Below are 17,017 nucleotides of genomic sequence, written 5' to 3'. Positions count from 1 at the left end.
GGCGCTCACCGTCGCCCTACAATAAGGGGGTCAAAATTGGACGCCGATCAGGGGTCAGTTTTGCGCGCCGATTGACAGCCCGGTTCAGCGTTGGGGCCTCATCCCGGCCATCCAGCCCCCACGCTGCGGTTCCCGAAATCGGTGAGGGGGTCCACCGATGCGTCTGATCTGGTTGGTGTCTTGGATTGCGCCAGAACCGGCGCATATCGCGGTTGCGCTGATGGAAGTACCGAGCCAGCCATTCGCCGAGCTGTCCCATCCACCACCCTCCGTGCGCATAGCTACGTTGGGCAAGCGCTACGCATTCCGCCTGCGTGAGCGATATGCGAAAGGGCGGCCGCTGATCCTCAGGCGGCCGCAGATGCGGTGTCGAGGGTTATCAGGCGTGCGCTTGATTTATTCCAGGTTTTCTATCCTCTTCAGGCCAGGGAATAGGTAGGCCGCTCCAAAATCGGGCAGGTAGGCTGATCCATTCTATCGAGCATCTTTAGAGGGGGGTGGAGTCGTGACGGATATCCTGCTGGAGAATGCCGAGGACGAGGATCACGCCAGCCTGCTCGTTCGCCATCTTGAGAACGCGACGCGTTTCATTTGCATCGTCGCCTTTGCGCGGATGTCGGGAATGAAGCTGATTCAAAACTCGCTTAGGGCGCGCGTCGACAAGGGCTTGAGCGCCACGTTTGTCATCGGCATCAACTTCTTTCAAAGCGAGCCAGACCTGCTCCGAGCGCTTCTTCGCCTGCGCGCCGCCGCCGCGAGAGCCGGCGGCGAAATCCAGGTTTACATGGGTGCCGCTGCCGGCGCGTGCACGCTGCACCCCAAGGTGTATTGGTTCAAGGGCGGCAGGCAGGAAGCGCTAATTGTCGGGTCGGCGAATATGACCTCCGGCGGGTTCTCCGATAATCATGAACTATCTGCCGCCCTGATCGGCGGCGGACGGAAATGGCAACGCAGGCTAGAGGGCTGGATCGGCGACCGGGTCACGGACGGCGACATCGTTGAAGCGACGCCTGGTCTGATCGACAGCTACGAGAAGCAGCGCAACATATATTGCGCTGCGATGAAGGCGGCCCAGTGGCGCGCCCGACGTTCGACGGAGGCCTCCCCTGGCCAGACGATCGTCCTCAGTGACCTTTTGATCGAGATGCGTGCGGACGACGGTCCGGACGGGTTTGACGCACAGGTGAAGGACCGGCGCAGAAGCCGTCGCAAAGGGGCCACGATCCTTGACGAACTCGCGCGCAACCCGGACCTGAAGCCGCGTGATTTCCTTCCGCGCTATGAGGAGCAGATCAGATATTGGCACGCGGGAGGTCTCCATCGTGGCAAGACTTCTCTCGCAAAGAAGGCGCCGCTGTATCAGGAAGCGCTGCGCGCTCTCGCAGCCGCGCCATCGCAAGATCCCGCTGGTTTGTTCGATCTCCTGAAGGGCTATTTTGATAGAATCCCTCGTGCAGGAACTAACGTCCTTACTGAGATTTTGCACACCCGCGATCCCAAGCGCTTTCCCGTCATGAACCGCAATTCGGTCGCAGGAATGGGGCTCGCCAACATCAACGGCTATCCGCGCGTGCCAGCTAAAGCCAGCGTCAATGGGGAGCGTTACGGGCGTTTTGCCGCTGATGCTGCCGTTCTTTGCAAGAGTCTCGGGCTCAGTGACTTCACCGAACTCGATGTCCTGTTCAACTTCGCGTACTGGAACCCGCCTGAGGCCGATGATGAATATGAGGCTTAGGAATGGTCAGAAGCAGAACAGGACTATAGTGTTGGCAGTGGCTGGCGGACCGAGCCACTCAGTGCCGTTGGCGGAAGGCAGCGCGGCGGCTGAAGAGGGGCAGCTATCTGCGCAGCGGCGGCCGAGGGCTGACGGTCCGGTTTCGGCCCAAACAAGACGCTAATTCTCCCGCCGAGCATAGGCGTGTACTTGGAAATGGTTAGATCTCGGGTGCGAACGCGCGCCGGAGTTCTGTGCCAACTGACACAAGGTGCCGATCTAAAAAGATGAACAAAATCAATGCGCGAAAACCTTGTGTCGGATTGGCGTAGTCACAAGGTTTGGAGAAAATCGGCCCAGAGAGAGTAAAATCGCGCCTGAAACGCTGGCCGCCGACACAAGGTTTGGTTCAAAAACCCCGGAAATCCTGGGCTTCTGAGGCCGCTAATCGGCAGCGGAGAATGTTTGGCGGGTTGGGAGTGGTAGAGGAGGAGGGATTCGAACACCCGGCACAAGCTTCGTTCCAGAGGGACTTCATCTCCAATTCTGCACCAACTCTCCCTGCGCCGCAGATGGACCACTCGGCTCAACCCCTCGTCCGATCCAGGTTCATTCGACGCATCGTGGTTAGTCATCTCAAAGGGCTATCGAATGCCCTTCGTAGGAAACCTGGTCGATCTCCTGCTTTAACCGCTCAATCGACACGCCACGATCCATTGTTCCGTCCGCGCGTCGGACACGGCCGTAGCTGCGAGCGACTCCACCACCGCTGTGACCGGTAAAGGCGTTGTGGATCTCTTCGCTGATACCGGCTTCGCGGCACGCCCGCTTGAAGGTGTGCCGAAACGAGTGAAAGGTCTTCGAGGGATGGTCAACGACATGACTGGCGAGATAGCGACCGAACCATTTCGACCAGGATTTTGCCTTGTCGGCCACCGGCGGTTCGAACTCGGGCCATAACGGCGCCGATGCCTTGGCCTTGAGCGAGCGCTTCGCTGCGTAGTCGCGCAAGCCGAGCCGCAGCAACTCAGGGTGGATTGGCACCGAGCGTGCCGACGACAGGTTCTTGAGGTTCTGGTCCTCGCCCTCTTCATTGAAGTCGATGAATGCGATACCAGACGTCTCACGGACGTCGCCGACCTTCAACTGCGCGATCTCGGTTCGCCGCGCGCCGGTGAAGAGGGCGATCCAGGGGAACCAGTAGGCGGCGTCGCCGCGCCCTCCCTTCGGCCGAAGGCCTTGGCTGTACACCGGCGAGGCGAACAGCGCATTGAGTTCGCCAATCGTGAACGGCTCATAAGGCGCACGCTCGGCGTGTGCGATCTCGAAGCCGACATGGAACGGGTTGGACCATCCCGGCAGGTCCTCCAAGTAGCCGTCCTTCTCGGCCTTGGCCATGATGCCGGCGATCAGGTTGAGGTTCTTGTTGATGGTCTGGGCGTTGCGCAGTTCGTAGCCGGAGAGGTCCTGTTTCAGCAACTCCGGCAGCTTCAGCTTGGCCAGCTTGTGCGGCAGCGCCTTTGGGATTTTGGCCAGCGCATCGCGAAACTGCCGGCCATGGGCTTTGGTAATCGCCCTGAGTTCGAGATCGCCATGCAACTGAATGAAACGCTGAACGGCGCGCTGCGCTTCGGCAATCGCGTTGCCCCGGGGCTTACGTGCCGCCCGACTGCCCCCTCCACCCAGCGCCGCATCGCCTCTGACAAGGTCTCGGCGCGGTTTGGCTGTGCCGGGATGATTGGTGTCGGCACCAATTCGCCGTCGAGCCGTGCGTTGATGCCGTTGATGGCCCGTCGTTGCGCCTGGATGAAGCCAAGCTCGAGCTGCCGCCAAGCGGGGTCATCTGGGTGAAGCACGATACCGCGTTCCTCCAGAGCCCGATCAAGGGCCAGCTGCAGTGCTTCACCGCCGCGCATCTTGGCCGCCTCAGAGCGGCTGACGTCGTTGAGGTAGGCGATTGCCCTTTGATAGAGTCCCAGATCTTCATCGCTCATTCCCAGCCCGTCCGGCCGCGTGAGGCCGCGAGCCAGATCCAAACCGAGCCCCTTGGACCGAAGCTCCTCGTCGGCGGCCAGCAGCTTGGCTTCGTGCGCCAGGGCCAGATGGGCAAGGGTCTGCGCATCCAGTTCCGTTGGCGGCCCCGCAACCAGCGCCTTGCGTGCCAAATCGACGAGCTGCTGCGCCTCGGCGATCAGCGGCAGGGCAGCCCGCTCCGCCGCTCGGCTGTCGTTTGACTTGAGCGACCGAACAAGTTCGTGCTTGAAGCGTCCGGTTTGCGCATTGACACACCAACTGAGCGCTTCCGGCCACGGCATTGGGGCCGGCTTGCCGGCGATGTCATCCGGCAAGGCGAAGCGAAACTCGAAGCGATTGGCGCGGCGCTAAACGTGTTTCATACGGCCCATCAACTGTGGTCCTTGTAGCACGCAAGTGTAGCAAACGCGAACCGAAACACGCAGTCGAATCAAGCGCTTCAGCAGTTCCAAAGACTTGGGCTGTGAGTGGCGCACCCGACAGGATTCGAACCTGTGACCTCTGCCTTCGGAGGGCAGCGCTCTATCCAACTGAGCTACGGGTGCATCCGCATCGAAGCCGGACCCGCGTCGGGAACCGGCAGAGCGTTCTTATACGAAGCCTCCCGCCTGTTCAACGGCGGTTTGACTTCGAATTCCGCGATGGAAAGGCGTATGGATCCGAAGGCAGAGCGCCTAGCTTCGAACCCTGTCGGGTGCGCCGGAGCGGCGGGGTTGTGGCGTTGTGCCTGAAGTGTTCGGGCGTGATCCGCCGGAGCATAGCTTTTGGGCGATGGGCGGCCGGTTCGGACAATGGAGTATCGACGAGCACCTGAGTGATGATAGCGGGAACAACGGCAGCTTGCCTGGTTCCAATTCCTCCTGCAATTGAACGATCAGACGATTAAAGAGGATCCGGCGCTCAGCAGCTTCTGGAGCGAGAGGCTGCGAGTCATGGTAGTTCATTATTGCAGTTGTCAGTTCCAGCAAGCGCGTTCCAGCGGCCGGACGAGTTGCTGAGGAGAACGCAAGCCCGTCTGAGTGCGTCAACTTCTGATCCATATCGGATCGGCTGATCCGGATCAGAGTAGGCATGCGCTCCACGACCGAGCCCCCGCGCTGCGGCGGCAAATGCGTTCTGTCATCGACCGCTGAGTTGCGGCGCGAGGTGCACCGTCGCATCGGGTAGTGCACGCTCGGAGACCGCCAGTGAGTCCTCCTGCGGACTTAACGGGGGGAGGTGTGATCTTCAGTCGTCTTCTCTTCGACCTGAACGGCAGACCAGCGCTTGAAGCGTGTAAATCGGTGCAGCCACTGCGCAGCAAACCCCGGCAAACTTCAGACGCCCAGATATCGGTCCTGCAGCAATGGGGTCATGCCGGCTGGCCGCCCGGTCCAGACTGTCCGGCCCTTCTCGAGGACGAAGCAGCGATCGGCGACCGGCAGGAGTTCGGCCATGCTCTTGTCGACGACGAGGATCGACTCGCCTTCGGCCTTCAGCCTACGTATCGCATCCCAGATGACTTTTCGGATGACGGGGGCCAAGCCCTCGGTGGCCTCATCGAGTATGACGAGGCGCGGATTGGTCATCAGCGCGCGCGCTATCGCCAGCATCTGCTGCTCACCGCCTGAAAGGGTGCTGGCATATTGGCTCGAGCGCTCGCCGAGTCTGGGGAACAGGTCGATCACGGCGGCAAGCGTCCATTTGCCGTCGCGCGCCGCCGCGACGAGGTTTTCATGCACCGTCAGATTGGGGAAGCAGCGACGGCCCTCCGGCACAAGGCCAACGCCAAGCCGCGCAACGCGGAAGGATTGTTGCTGCGTGATGTCCAGACCGGCGAATGTGATGCTGCCTGCGCGTGCCGGCGTGAGCCCGTAGATCGAGCGGATCGTGGTGGTCTTGCCCATGCCGTTGCGCCCCATCAGGGCGACGACCTCACCCTCCTCGACGTCGAGATCGACGCCGAACAACGCCTGGCTTGCGCCATAGAAGGTTTCGATGCCGGCTACCTTGAGGAGCGTCATCCCGGCTCTCCCAGATAGGCGACGCGCACAGCGCTGTCCGCGCGAATTTCGGCCGCCGTGCCGCTGGCGATGATGCGTCCGTAGACGATGACGGAAATGCGGTCGGCAAGCGCGAAGACGGCGTCCATGTCGTGCTCGATGAGGAGGATCGGCGCTTCGGCGCGGAGCCCATCGAGGAGAACGGTCAGCGCCCTGGAGCCTTCCGGTCCCATTCCGGCCATCGGCTCATCGAGCAGGAATGCCTTCGGGCGGAGCGCAAGCGCGATGGCGATCTCGAGTTGACGCCGCTCACCATGCGAGAGCTCCGCCGCCGGCGTGCGGACGCGGTCGCCAAGACCCACACGCGACAGCGCGGCAATGGCCGGCTCGGTCAGGCTTGCATCGGTCATCACGTCGCGAAAGAAGCGGAAGCTCGACCCCTGCCGTGCCTGAACAGCCAGCATGACGTTGCGCAACGCCGAGAATTCCGGCGTCAGCGACGAGATCTGGAAGGTCCGCGCAAGGCCGCGCCGGGCCCGTTCGGCGACGTCCAGCGCGCTGACGTCCTCGCCGAGAAAGCGGATCGACCCGCTGCTTGGCTTGAGCGCTCCGGAAATCTGCTGGATGAGCGTCGTCTTGCCCGCGCCGTTGGGGCCGATCAGGGCGTGAATTTCGCCGGCGCGGAGATCGAGGCTGACATCGTCTGTCGCCTTGAGCGCGCCGAAGCTCTTTGAGAGCCTGCGAATGTCGAGGACCGGCTCAGCCATGACGCGCCCTGCCGACAAGGAGGCCAATGACGCCGCCGCGAGCAAATAGCACGACGCCGAGCAGTATAACGCCGAGGAAGAGTTGCCAGCGCTCGGTAAGGCCGCCCAGCAAGAACTCGAGGAGGACGAAGAGCATCGCCCCAACCACTGGACCGAACAACCGGCCGGCACCACCGAGGATGATGAGGACGATCAGTTCGCCGGACATCTGCCACGAGATCATTGAAGGGCTGACGAAGCGGTTCAGATCCGCGTAGAGCGCACCGGCGACACCGGTGATCATGCCGGACAGGATGAAGGCTGCGAGCCTGGTCCGGAACGGCTCGATGCCAAGCGCAGCGACGCGGACATCGTTCTGCCGCGCCGCCTGGAGCGCTGCCCCAAAGCGGGAATCGCGGATGCGCCAGGAAAGGACAAGCGCCAGCATCAGCAACACGTAGCAGATGAGAAAGAAATCCATCGGCAGGGCGGTGTTGAGCCCGGGAAAGCCGTTTCGGATGGCAATCGACAGCCCGTCTTCGCCGCCATAGGCAGGCCAGGAGATGGCGAAATAGTAGAACATCTGCGCGAAGGCGAGCGTGATCATGATGAAGTAGACGCCGCTTGTGCGCAGGCTGATTGCGCCTATCAACAGCGCGGCGAGCGCCGAGGCCAGTGCCGCGACGAGCCAGACGACATGCATCTGGTCCGAGCCGGAAAATTCGAACGGCCAGGACAGCAGCGGCTCCGCATTGAGAGCGTGCCCGGCCAGGATTCCGGCCGCGTAGCCGCCGATGCCGAAAAAGGCCGCGTGCCCGAAAGAGATGAGGCCGCCGAAGCCAAGCGCCAGATTGAGCCCGACCCCGGCAAGCGCCAGGATGGCCATGCGCGTGGCGAGAGAGACATAGAACGGCTCGCCGAGGGCGGTTGCGGCCAGCGGCAGCACCAGAAGCAAGAGCGCCAGCCCTGCATTGAGAAGGGTTTCCCGGCTCATAGCTTAACCCCGCGCCGCGAAGAGGCCTTGCGGCCGGAACGCGAGGATCAGCGCCATGACGATGTAGATCAGCATGGAGGCAATCGCGGCGCCTATTCCCGCTGCCTTGGCGGGGCCGATCATCGCGGTGAGCAAAGCAGGCAGAAGAATGCGGCCCATCGTGTCCGTGACGCCGACTAGGATCGCCCCGACAAAGGCGCCTTTGATCGAGCCGATGCCGCCAATGACGATGATCACGAAGGCGAGGATCAGCACCGGCTCGCCCATGCCGACCTGAACCGACTGCAACGCGCCGACCATTGCGCCGGCCAGGCCGGCGAGCGCTGCGCCGAGCGCGAAGACGACGGTGTAGAGCGAACGGATGTCGACGCCGAGCGCGCCGATCATCTCGCGGTCGGACTCGCCCGCGCGGATGCGCATGCCGAGCCGGGTCCGGGCGATCAGCAGATAAAGGCCGAACGCGGCGGCGATGCCGACGCCGATGATGGCAAGGCGGTAGATCGGGTAACGCACCCCTCCCGGCAATTCGACCGCGCCCTGCAACAGAGGGGGGATGTCGAGATAGAGGGGAAACGAGCCGAACAGCCAGGCCGTGCCCTCGGAGAAGATCAGGATGAGCGCGAAGGTCGCCAGCACCTGATCCAGGTGGTCGCGGCCGTAGAGACGGCGAATGATGGTCATTTCGACGATCGCGCCGGCTGCCGCCGCCGCTGCGAGGCTTGCGAGCAGGCCCAGCCAGAACGATCCGGTAGCAGCGGCAACGCCCGCGCAGGCAAACGCTCCGATCATGTAGAGTGAGCCGTGCGCCAGATTGATCAGCCCCATGACGCCAAAGATAAGCGTCAGGCCGGCCGCCATCAGAAACAGCATTACGCCGAACTGGAGGCCGTTCAGGAGTTGTTCGATAAGCAGGGCAGTTTGCAAATGTGCGATCCATCAGGCGATCGTTGACAAGAAAAAGCCCGCCTCGCCGGGCGTCCTGGCAACCTTCTTGCGTGGGGAGATCAGACCTGCCCCGACAAATCCTCTCCCCGGGCCGGGGAGAGGTCTGCTGAACGGAAACCGATGCCGTCCGGCGGTCGATTGTCTAAAGCTTGCAATCCTTTACGTAAGCGTCCTGATGGTCGGTGAAGCTGGTGGCGACGATCTTGTTGGTAAGCACCCCTTCGCCGTTCTTGATCACCTCGCGGACATAGAAGTCCTGGATCGGATGGTGGTTGGTGTTGAACTTGAACTTGCCACGCACCGAGTCGAATTCGGCGGCAGCAAGCGCCGCACGAAACGCGTCTGCGTCCTTCACGCTGGCCTTGGCTGCGGCAGCCGCGATCAAGCTTCCCGTGTCGAAGGCCTGCGCCGCGTAGATCGACGGCAGGCGATTGTATTCGCCCGTGAACGCCGCGACGAACTCCTTGTTCTTGGCGTTGTCGAGATCGGGAGACCAGGATGCGGTGTTCTTGGCCCCAAGTGCTGCGTCGCCGATTGCGCCGAGCACGTCCTGGCTGAAGGAGAAGCCGGGACCCATGACGGGAATTTCAACGCCCGACTGGGCATACTGCTTCATAAAGGCGATGCCCATGCCGCCCGGCAGGAAGAAGAACACGGAATCGGCGCCAGAGGCGCGAATTTGTGCGATCTCGGCAGCATAGTCGGTTTGGCCGAGCTTGGTGTAGACCTCGCCGACCAGTTCGCCCTTGTAGAAGCGCTTGAAACCGTTCAGCGAGTCCGTCCCGGCCGGGTAATTCGGCGCGAGGATGAACATCTTCTTGATGCCTTCGGCCTGCGCGTAGTTGCCAGCAGCCTCGTGGAAATTGTCGTTCTGATAGGCGACGTTGAAGTAGTTCTTGTCGCACTTTGCGCCGGCAAGCGGCGAAGGACCGGCATTCACGGAAAGATAGAATTTCCCTTGAGCAACAGCGTTCGGCACGACGGCCATGGCAAGATTCGACCAGATGATACCGGTCAGGATGTCTACCTTGTCGCTTTGGATCATCTTGTCGGCGATTTGCACGGCAAGCTCAGGCTTCATCGCGTCGTCCTCCGTCACGACTTCGATGTCCTTCGCGCCAGCGAGCTTCAGCGCCAGCATGAAGCCGTCGCGGGCATCGACGCCGAGCCCGGCGCCGCCGCCGGACAGCGTCGTGATCATGCCGACCTTCACAGGCTCAGCGAAGGCAAAGCCCGACACGCCGAGCCCACAAGCGAGCAGGCTCGCCCCTATCAAATTCCTCATTCCCTTCTCCCTTTTCTTTATCTTCAGCCCCGAAATCCAAACACCGGCATTCGAAATGCACGCGTTCCTCAACGTTTAGTCTGAAGCACGGTGCGCAAGCCACACTCAGAACGGAAATATCCACCGTACCGTCGGATTTACGCAACAACTGATTTACGGCCGGCCATGACTCTGCATTGGCTCGCGGCTATCGCCCCTGTCGCCCCTCGAGAAATTCGACGCCGGAAGGAACTTTCCTGAGGATCGGGTGTTTCGAGCGGCATTGAGCCTTAGGAGGGGACCGCGTGACGGGGGAGTTTTCGCGCTTCAAGTGCGTGCTCGATCCATCCGATTGCTGGATGGTGTGGGACAGGCGCGGCGATATGCCGGCCGAAGTATACGAAGTTTCTCTCCTAGAGCCCCGTGACCGAGTGGGGGCATCTCCGTGCGAGCTCTTCCACGAAGCTGCTCGGCCAGATGTGCTGGCGCGACCGGCTGTGGCGCACCTCCCGAGCGCCGGCGCTTGAGAATCCGATGAAAACGAAACGCTTCCACAGGCCGGTCATAATTCAGCTTGGCCGGATCGACCGCGATCGGGTGGTGACCAGCGTCGACGATGCCGGCCGGATTCTACTCAGCGACTGGCAGCACGAAGACGAGGAGCGGCAGCGCGCGATGAGCGCATGCCTTGCCGTCATCAAAGGCGAGCAGCCTGCCTCGTTCGCGCGCCGCGCCTTTGTCGAGGCGGCAAAATCGGCGAGGGTTCTTCTGAGCGAGTGATCGCCGGTTAAGGCGCCGCCCGAATGGCACGACCGTGCCGAGCCACGGCAATTGCAGTTCTTCAGCTTCAGGTCCAACCTCGAATGCAAGCTCGTCAAGGAGGCGGAGCGATCGCGCCGCCGAAGGTGCGGTCGTCTCGGAAGGCAGCCTTCCCACGATCGACTATTCCAAAACGCGCCTTATGCTGGATGACATAAGTCGGGTCTGGAAGGAGTTCCCCCTTTGCCGTCTGAACCTCGTTCCCCACGTCTGGCCGTCCTGATCGATGCGGACAACGCCTCGGCCAAGATAGCGGATGGTCTGTTCGAGGAGATTGCCAAGATCGGCGAGGCGAGCGTGCGCCGAATCTATGGCGACTTCTCCAACGCCAGATCGAAGGGGTGGGCCGAAGTGCTGTCGAAGCACGCCATCATTCCGCAGCAGCAGTTCGCCTACACGACCGGCAAGAACGCTTCCGACATTACGCTGGTGATCGATGCGATGGACCTGCTTCACAGCGGCAGGTTCGACGGTTTCTGTCTCGTCTCGTCGGATAGTGATTTCACCCGCCTGGCAGCTCGCATTCGCGAACAGGGAATCGATGTCTACGGGTTCGGCGAACAGAAGACGCCCGAGAGCTTTCGGCAAGCCTGCCGCCGTTTTCTCTATACCGAGAACCTGGTGTCGACCCCAGCCGCCGATCAATCTGGCGCCCCGAAAGTCAAGGCACTGCAACCGCCCGCGAATGCGGCGACCATCATCAAGAGGGTCATTGCCCAGATGGAGACCGAGGACGGGTGGGTTCGGCTGGGCGCGGTCGGAACACAACTCGCCAATCTCGCTTCCGACTTCGACCCGCGCACATTCGGTTTCCGCAAGCTGAGCGATCTCGTCAAGGAGACCGGAGCTTTCGAGATCCACCACCCCGAAGGCGGGACGCTGCGCATACGGGTGAAGCCGGCTGCCGCTGCTCGAACGAAGTCGGGGCGCCGAACGTCGTAGCGCCGGATTTCCTCGCCTTGATCACGTCAGTTGGATCCGGGCGTCGAGCGGAACGTCTACTCTCTTTCGAACCGCATTATCCAATTCAGCTCCCACGTCTTCCCGCCATCGGCTGACATCGCCTGTTCCCAGCGAGGGCTGTCCCCCGCCGTCCAGAGGAACCGCACGCGTACCGGCTGGCCGTCCTCGACATCGTCGCCGTAGAATTCGCCGCGCCCGTTTTCGAACTTCCCCACCGTCGGCGGAAACAGCCGGCAGCTCTTGGTGTCCGACCAGTAGATCGACCACAGTTTTGACTCGGGATTGTAGAGCCTGAGCGTCATGCCGGTGAAGCCGCGCGCCGGTACGAACATCTGGTCGAGGTTGCCGCAGCCGTCCATCACCTTCTCCACGCGCGACGTCGCCGGAAAGGTTTCCCAGTCGCTCGAGCCCTTGAGCCGCCCCCGCAGGAATTCGTTGGTGATGGTCCACTCGCCGACCAGGAAATCGAAATCGGCAAATCCGGTGTCGTGCATCGTCCCCTCCACTGACATGGCCTGCTGTCAGAGTAACCGATCGCCTCCTGACAGCTTTCTGTCAGGAGTATTCGGCCTCCGATTGCCGCTGGATGGAAGTAGTGGCGGTGACAACGACACCGCTCAGATGACTTCCAGCGGCTGTTTGCGGCGCGGCGGCGGGAAGGCCGCGTCGAACTGGGCCAGGTCTTCCGCGCTCAGCTGGAGGTCGACCGCGGCCCGGTTCTGCCGGATATGCTCCGGCCGGCTCGCCTTCGGGATGGCGATGACGCCGGGCTGCCGGAGCACCCAGGCGAGCGCGACCTGAGCCGCCGTCGCGCCATGCCGGCGGGCGATCTCGACCAGAGTGGGCTGCCGGGCAAGGTCGCCCTGTCCGACCGGCGAATAGGCCATGATCGGGAGATCGTCGGCGAGCGACTTCGGCAGGAGGTCGAACTCGATGCCGCGAGCCTGGAGATTGTAGAGCACCTGATTGGTCTCGACGCTCGTGCCGCCGGCTGCGGCAAGATCGGCCATGTCGTCCACGTCGAAATTGCTGACGCCCCAGTGCAGGATCTTGCCCTGCGACTTCAACGTCTCGAAGGCGGCGACCGTTTCGGCCAGCGGCACGCGGCCGCGCCAGTGGAGCAGGTATAGTTCGATGCGGTCGGTGCCGAGTCGCTTCAGGCTGGCCTCGCAGGCGCGGATCGTGCCGGAGTGCGACGCCTTGGACGGCAGGACCTTGCTGACGAGGAAGATTTCTTGCCTGCGCCCGTCGATCGCCTCGCGAACCACTTCCTCGGCCCCGCCCGAGCCGTACATCTCCGCCGTGTCGATCAGCGTCATGCCGAGATCGAGCCCGAGGCGCAGCGCAGCCACTTCCTCGGCGCGGCGCCGGGCGTCCTCGCCCATCCTCCATGTCCCTTGGCCGAGCACGGGGACGGAGACGCCGGAGGGGAGGGAGGTGGTGGGGATACGGTCAGCCATGAGGTTCACCAGCACTAAAATGTTTTAGTCTAGAGTTGGGCGAAGTCTTGCTTTGTCCTCAAAGCGTAGAGGGATGTAACAATGCCTATCAAGCGAATTTACCTCCCGACTGCCGGCCCTTCCGATTGGCGAGGTCTTCTCGCGGAGCCTGAGAGGCACTGGCGCACCGGCTATTCGGCATGCGCATTTGCGCACGATTGGGAGGAGACGGGCGGGCTTCCCTCTGAAGTCCTTTCGGTGATCACCAGCGCCTTCGGTCGCATCCCCGAATTGATTGCCGCGTTCCCGGAACACCAGGTGCCGCTCGAAGGCGGCGGCCGCAACAGCCAGAGCGATCTGTTTGCATTGCTGGGCATTGGTGCCGAGACAGCGGCTATGACTGTGGAGGCCAAGGTTTCCGAACCGTTCGGTCCGACGCTGGCGGAGTGGACGTCTCCCCTGACCGACGGCCGGAGAGTCCGTCTGGCCCAGATCAACGGCTTGCTGGGTCTCCCGAGCGAGCTACCCGGGTGCCTGCGCTATCAGCTGTTGCACAGGACGGCGGCCGCAGTGCTCGAGGCAAGTCGATTCCGCGCCTCCCGGGCGATCATGATCGTTCAATCCTATTCGCCGCAGCGCTTGTGGTTCGACGACTTCGCGGCCTTTGCCCAGCTTTTTGGGATCTTGGCTCGGCATGACCATCTGTTCGAGACTCGCCTGCCAAGCGGGTTGCCGCTCCATCTCGGCTGGATAACGGGTAATCCGCAGATGCTCACGAAACCCGCCCGGCAGGAACGAGTGAAGCCTGCCGGAGAGGCATGATCGCCGTGGCTGGAAGCTAACCCCGCAACACACCGCCAGTCTGCTTCTTCACATTCTCGGCGATCCGCACCGCGAGCTCCTCGAAATCCTCGTCCGTAAGAGTGCGTTCGGTAGGCTGGATGGCGACCTCGATGGCGACCGACTTCTTGCCCTCGCCGAGCGCAGCGCCCTCGAACACGTCGAACACCGAGACGCCGGTGATCAGCTTCTTGTCGGCCGCGCCCGCTGCCTTCATGATTGCTCCGGCCTCGACAGCGCGGTCGACCACGAAGGCGAAGTCGCGCTTTACCGCCTGGAACGCGGACAACTCCAGCTTCGGCTTGGTGCGGGTGGCCTTGGCCTTCGGTTCGGGGATGGCGTCGAGGAACACCTCGAAGCCTGAGAGCGGGCCCGAAACGTCGAGCGCATCCAGCGTCTTGGGGTGGAACTCGCCGAAATGGCCGAGCACCGTCTTGGGACCGAGCTTGATCACGCCCGAGCGGCCCGGATGGTACCAGCCCGGCGCTCCCGCCTCGATCTGCAGCTTGTCGACCGGCGCGCCGGCGGCCTCCAACGCGGCGAGCGCGTCTGCCTTGGCGTCGAACACGCCGACTTGCGAGGCTGCTCCGGCCCAATGCCGGCCTGAGCCTTCCAGCCCGGCGGTGCCGCGGCGGACTCCGGCGGCGGCCCGTGCCTGCTGGTCTGGATTGTCGCCTTCGTAGATGTCCGACACCTCGAACAGCGCGACGTCGGCATGGCCGCGGTCGGCATTGCGCTGTGCGGCGGCGATCAGCCCCGGCAACAGCGATGGGCGCATGTCCGACATGTCGGCGGCGATCGGGTTCACCAGCTTCAACTCCGGCCGGCCTCCGCCGAAAATTTCGGCGTGCCTGGCCGGGATGAACGACCAGGTGACCGCTTCCATCATGCCGCGCACCGCAAGCGCGCGCTTGGCGGCGCGGGTGCGGATCTGCAGTGTGGTCAGGATCTTGCCGTTGACCGCCTCGTGACCGGGAAGCGGCGCCGGGGCGATCTCGTCGACGCCATGGATGCGCATCACCTCCTCGACGAGGTCCGCCTTGCCGTCGACATCGGGACGCCAGGACGGGACAGCGACGCGGCGGTGGCCCTGCTTGGAGGACGGCTCCACGCCGAAGCCGAGCCGCTCCAGAATGCCGACCGCCTCACCCTCCGGCACATCCAGGTCAGTGAGCCGCTTCACCTCCGAGAGCGGGAAGTCGATGACGGGCGCGGCATAGCCCTTATAGCCCACGACCTCCGGCTCAGTCGGCTCGCCGCCGCACAGCTCGAGCACCATGCGGGTGGCGATTTCGAGTCCCGGCACCATCATCTCGGGGTCGACGCCGCGCTCGAAGCGGTAGCGCGCGTCGGTGACGATGCCGAGCGCGCGGCCGGTGCGGGCGATGTTGAGCGGCTCCCACAGCGCCGATTCGATCAGCACGTCGGTCGTGTTCTCGTCACAGCCCGAATGCTCGCCGCCCATGACGCCGGCGATCGATTCCACCCCGCTGTCGTCGGCGATCACGCACATCCCGGGCGTCAGCTCATATTCTCGCCCGTCGAGCGCCAGCACCTTCTCGCCCTCGCGCGCGCGGCGGACGACGAGGTCGCCCTTCACCTTGGCTGCGTCGAAGACGTGCAGCGGCCGTCCGAGGTCGAAGGTGAGATAGTTGGTGATGTCGACCAATGTATTGATGGGTCGCAGCCCGATCGCCAGCAGCCGCTGCTGCATCCACTTGGGCGAGGGGCCGTTCTTCACGCCGCGCACCAGCCTCAGCGCGAAGCCGCGGCAGAGCGAAGGCGTGTCGCCGAAGTCGAGCCGCAGCTTTACAGGAGTGTCGCCGCGGCCCGGCACCGGCTCGTCCGCGAGCGGCTTCAGCCGCCCGAGCCCGCTGGCCGCTAGGTCGCGCGCGATGCCGCGGATCGCGGTCGCGTCCGGCCGGTTCGGCGTCAGGTTGATCTCGATGGCCGGGTCGTCGAGCTTCGCCCAGGGCGCGAAGGCCTCGCCAACCGGCGCGTCCTCCGGGAGTTCGATGATGCCGTCATGTTCGTCCGAAAGCTGCAGTTCGCGCTCCGAGCACATCATGCCGCGGCTTTCCACGCCGCGGATCTTGCCGATCCCGAGCGTGATCCCTGTTCCCGGAATGTAGGTACCCGGAGCGGCGAAGGCGCCGACTAGGCCGGCACGCGCATTGGGCGCGCCGCAGACCACCTGAATCGGATTGCCCGTACCCGTTTCGACGGTCAGCACACGCAGCTTGTCGGCGTCAGGATGCTTTTCAGCCGTGAGCACCTTGGCGATGACGAAGGGACGCAAGGGCGCCTTGTCGTCGACCGCCTCGACCTCGAGCCCGATCGAGGTCAGCCGTTCGACGATCTCGTCGAGCGATGCGTGGGTCTCGAGATGATCCTTGAGCCAGGAAAGCGTCAGTTTCATTGGTTTTCTTCCGGTCTGGGAACGCTGGTGTGCATATGCCGCGGCAAGCCGTCCGGCATCTGCACGAAGGGAAGCTGCTCGCTCACGTAGGCGTGCAGGGTCGGCTGGTACTGCGCTGGCGCGTCCATCGCGCCGAGCATGAAATAGATGCGGTTGGCAAGGCGCTGATCGGTGTAGGTGATCGGCGAGCCGCAGACGCCACAGAAACTGCGTGTAGCCGGTCCGTTCTCGAAGCGGCGCAAAGCCTCGCCGCGCAGGGTGACCGCGTCCGTCGTGAAACCGACGAAAGCGGACACCGGAGCCCCGGTCGCGCGGCGGCAGTCGTCGCAATGGCAGTAGCTGACGTGATGCGGCTCGGCATTCGCCTCGAAGCGAACCGCACCGCAACGGCATCCGCCGGTATGGAGGATGGCATCGCTCATGAAGTCGCCTCTTCCTCCCGGGGCAGAACCTCGACCAGCCGGAAACGCTCGCAGACGAGTTCCATGCCCGGCGCGAAGCCGCCATTGCGCTCGAAAAAGCGCTGGTGACCAGCGCGCCAGTCCGTCAGCGTGCGAAATCCCTCACCTTCGTCAAAGGCAAAGGACTCATCCACTTCATCGAAGCGGCGGAGGGTAACCTCGACCGTCTCGATGACGGCAGCGCGCCGGCCCTGGCCGTCGAGCACGACATCGCGGCGTCCGACCACCGGACGCGCCGGGCTGTCCTCCGGAAAGTCGCGAAGCGCGCCACAGGTGGCCGTCTTCGTCCCGGCGATCACCAGCGCGAGAAGTTCGTCCGCCATCTCCGGGCTGTCGCCGAAGGAGAAGGTGATGGCTGAGGCGTAGGGATCGGTCATGCTGCCCACATTAGCTCCAG

General features: G+C 63.3%; 16 protein-coding genes and 1 tRNA gene. 4 read left to right on the top strand and 13 right to left on the bottom strand.

Going from position 1 to position 17,017, the window contains the following annotated elements; translation table 11 throughout:
• The first annotated feature begins 505 nt into the window (after positions 1–505).
• Complete coding sequence (locus HUI96_RS21855; RefSeq protein WP_188256799.1) at positions 506–1,735, top strand: phospholipase D-like domain-containing protein; 1,230 nt, start codon at positions 506–508, stop codon at positions 1,733–1,735.
• Between the two features lie 615 nt (positions 1,736–2,350).
• On the opposite strand, the gene HUI96_RS21850 is transcribed toward HUI96_RS21855, so the two are convergent.
• From HUI96_RS21850 to HUI96_RS21815, 8 genes are all read right to left on the bottom strand, one after another.
• Positions 2,351–3,313, bottom strand: a complete 963-nt coding sequence (locus HUI96_RS21850) for a site-specific integrase (protein ID WP_188256798.1) — start codon at positions 3,311–3,313, stop codon at positions 2,351–2,353.
• Positions 3,205–4,062: a hypothetical protein gene (locus HUI96_RS21845; RefSeq protein ID WP_188256797.1), complete on the bottom strand. Its 858-nt coding sequence runs from the start codon at positions 4,060–4,062 to the stop codon at positions 3,205–3,207. The genes HUI96_RS21850 and HUI96_RS21845 overlap by 109 nt, the downstream gene beginning before the upstream one ends.
• 154 nt (positions 4,063–4,216) lie before the next feature.
• A tRNA-Arg gene (locus HUI96_RS21840) sits at positions 4,217–4,293 on the bottom strand.
• Between the two features lie 771 nt (positions 4,294–5,064).
• Entirely contained in the window at positions 5,065–5,751 is a 687-nt protein-coding gene (locus HUI96_RS21835; RefSeq protein WP_188256796.1) for an ABC transporter ATP-binding protein, read from the bottom strand.
• Entirely contained in the window at positions 5,748–6,497 is a 750-nt protein-coding gene (locus HUI96_RS21830) for an ABC transporter ATP-binding protein (RefSeq protein ID WP_188256795.1), read from the bottom strand. The genes HUI96_RS21835 and HUI96_RS21830 overlap by 4 nt, the downstream gene beginning before the upstream one ends.
• Complete coding sequence (locus HUI96_RS21825) at positions 6,490–7,470, bottom strand: branched-chain amino acid ABC transporter permease (protein WP_188256794.1); 981 nt, start codon at positions 7,468–7,470, stop codon at positions 6,490–6,492. The genes HUI96_RS21830 and HUI96_RS21825 overlap by 8 nt, the downstream gene beginning before the upstream one ends.
• Before the next feature lie 3 nt (positions 7,471–7,473).
• On the bottom strand, positions 7,474–8,394 hold the full coding sequence (locus HUI96_RS21820) for a branched-chain amino acid ABC transporter permease (protein ID WP_188256793.1): 921 nt from the start codon (positions 8,392–8,394) through the stop codon (positions 7,474–7,476).
• 163 nt (positions 8,395–8,557) lie between these two features.
• A complete protein-coding gene (locus tag HUI96_RS21815) occupies positions 8,558–9,700 on the bottom strand; it encodes an ABC transporter substrate-binding protein (protein WP_188256792.1) in 1,143 nt (380 codons plus the stop codon).
• A 513-nt stretch (positions 9,701–10,213) separates the two neighbouring features.
• Here HUI96_RS21815 and HUI96_RS21810 point away from each other — a divergent pair.
• A complete protein-coding gene (locus HUI96_RS21810; RefSeq protein WP_188256791.1) occupies positions 10,214–10,459 on the top strand; it encodes a DUF982 domain-containing protein in 246 nt (81 codons plus the stop codon).
• A 222-nt stretch (positions 10,460–10,681) separates the two neighbouring features.
• On the top strand, positions 10,682–11,440 hold the full coding sequence (locus HUI96_RS21805) for an NYN domain-containing protein (RefSeq protein ID WP_188256790.1): 759 nt from the start codon (positions 10,682–10,684) through the stop codon (positions 11,438–11,440).
• Positions 11,441–11,496: 56 nt separating this feature from the next.
• Here the strand turns inward: HUI96_RS21805 and HUI96_RS21800 are convergent, their stop codons facing one another.
• Positions 11,497–11,955 carry a hypothetical protein gene (locus HUI96_RS21800; RefSeq protein WP_188256789.1) on the bottom strand — a complete coding sequence of 153 codons (459 nt, stop codon included), beginning with the start codon at positions 11,953–11,955 and terminating at the stop codon, positions 11,497–11,499.
• Between the two features lie 123 nt (positions 11,956–12,078).
• A complete protein-coding gene (locus HUI96_RS21795) occupies positions 12,079–12,921 on the bottom strand; it encodes an aldo/keto reductase (RefSeq protein WP_188256788.1) in 843 nt (280 codons plus the stop codon).
• Between the two features lie 81 nt (positions 12,922–13,002).
• Here HUI96_RS21795 and HUI96_RS21790 point away from each other — a divergent pair, with 81 nt between their 5' ends.
• Entirely contained in the window at positions 13,003–13,722 is a 720-nt protein-coding gene (locus tag HUI96_RS21790) for a DUF6946 family protein (RefSeq protein ID WP_425299264.1), read from the top strand.
• A 16-nt stretch (positions 13,723–13,738) separates the two neighbouring features.
• On the opposite strand, the gene pheT is transcribed toward HUI96_RS21790, so the two are convergent.
• The 3 genes from pheT to HUI96_RS21775 are packed head-to-tail and all read right to left on the bottom strand — an operon-like array spanning position 13,739 to position 16,997.
• On the bottom strand, positions 13,739–16,159 hold the full coding sequence (gene pheT, locus HUI96_RS21785) for a phenylalanine--tRNA ligase subunit beta (RefSeq protein WP_188256786.1): 2,421 nt from the start codon (positions 16,157–16,159) through the stop codon (positions 13,739–13,741).
• The gene (locus HUI96_RS21780; RefSeq protein WP_188256785.1) at positions 16,156–16,581 is read right to left on the bottom strand and encodes a GFA family protein; all 426 of its coding nucleotides are present in this window, start codon (positions 16,579–16,581) and stop codon (positions 16,156–16,158) included. Before HUI96_RS21780 ends, pheT begins: the two co-directional genes overlap by 4 nt.
• Positions 16,578–16,997: an ASCH domain-containing protein gene (locus tag HUI96_RS21775; protein WP_188256784.1), complete on the bottom strand. Its 420-nt coding sequence runs from the start codon at positions 16,995–16,997 to the stop codon at positions 16,578–16,580. Before HUI96_RS21775 ends, HUI96_RS21780 begins: the two co-directional genes overlap by 4 nt.
• Between the last annotated feature and the right edge of the window lie 20 nt (positions 16,998–17,017).

It is taken from the genome of Pseudaminobacter soli (ex Zhang et al. 2022), from assembly GCF_014595955.1.
GTDB classification, from domain to species: Bacteria; Pseudomonadota; Alphaproteobacteria; order Rhizobiales; family Rhizobiaceae; genus Kumtagia; species Kumtagia pseudosoli.
Note: the sequence above shows the minus strand (reverse complement) of the source record. Positions and strands in the feature narration are given on the sequence as shown.

Coding starts and splice junctions, on each gene's coding strand:
- HUI96_RS21835 (WP_188256796.1), bottom strand. CDS start 5,751: ATGACGCTCCTCAAGGTAGCCGGCATCGAAACCTTCTATGGCGCAAGC.
- HUI96_RS21830 (WP_188256795.1), bottom strand. CDS start 6,497: ATGGCTGAGCCGGTCCTCGACATTCGCAGGCTCTCAAAGAGCTTCGGC.
- HUI96_RS21825 (WP_188256794.1), bottom strand. CDS start 7,470: ATGAGCCGGGAAACCCTTCTCAATGCAGGGCTGGCGCTCTTGCTTCTG.
- HUI96_RS21815 (WP_188256792.1), bottom strand. CDS start 9,700: ATGAGGAATTTGATAGGGGCGAGCCTGCTCGCTTGTGGGCTCGGCGTG.
- HUI96_RS21810 (WP_188256791.1), top strand. CDS start 10,214: ATGAAAACGAAACGCTTCCACAGGCCGGTCATAATTCAGCTTGGCCGG.
- HUI96_RS21800 (WP_188256789.1), bottom strand. CDS start 11,955: ATGCACGACACCGGATTTGCCGATTTCGATTTCCTGGTCGGCGAGTGG.
- HUI96_RS21795 (WP_188256788.1), bottom strand. CDS start 12,921: ATGGCTGACCGTATCCCCACCACCTCCCTCCCCTCCGGCGTCTCCGTC.
- HUI96_RS21790 (WP_425299264.1), top strand. CDS start 13,003: ATGCCTATCAAGCGAATTTACCTCCCGACTGCCGGCCCTTCCGATTGG.
- pheT (WP_188256786.1), bottom strand. CDS start 16,159: ATGAAACTGACGCTTTCCTGGCTCAAGGATCATCTCGAGACCCACGCA.
- HUI96_RS21780 (WP_188256785.1), bottom strand. CDS start 16,581: ATGAGCGATGCCATCCTCCATACCGGCGGATGCCGTTGCGGTGCGGTT.
- HUI96_RS21775 (WP_188256784.1), bottom strand. CDS start 16,997: ATGACCGATCCCTACGCCTCAGCCATCACCTTCTCCTTCGGCGACAGC.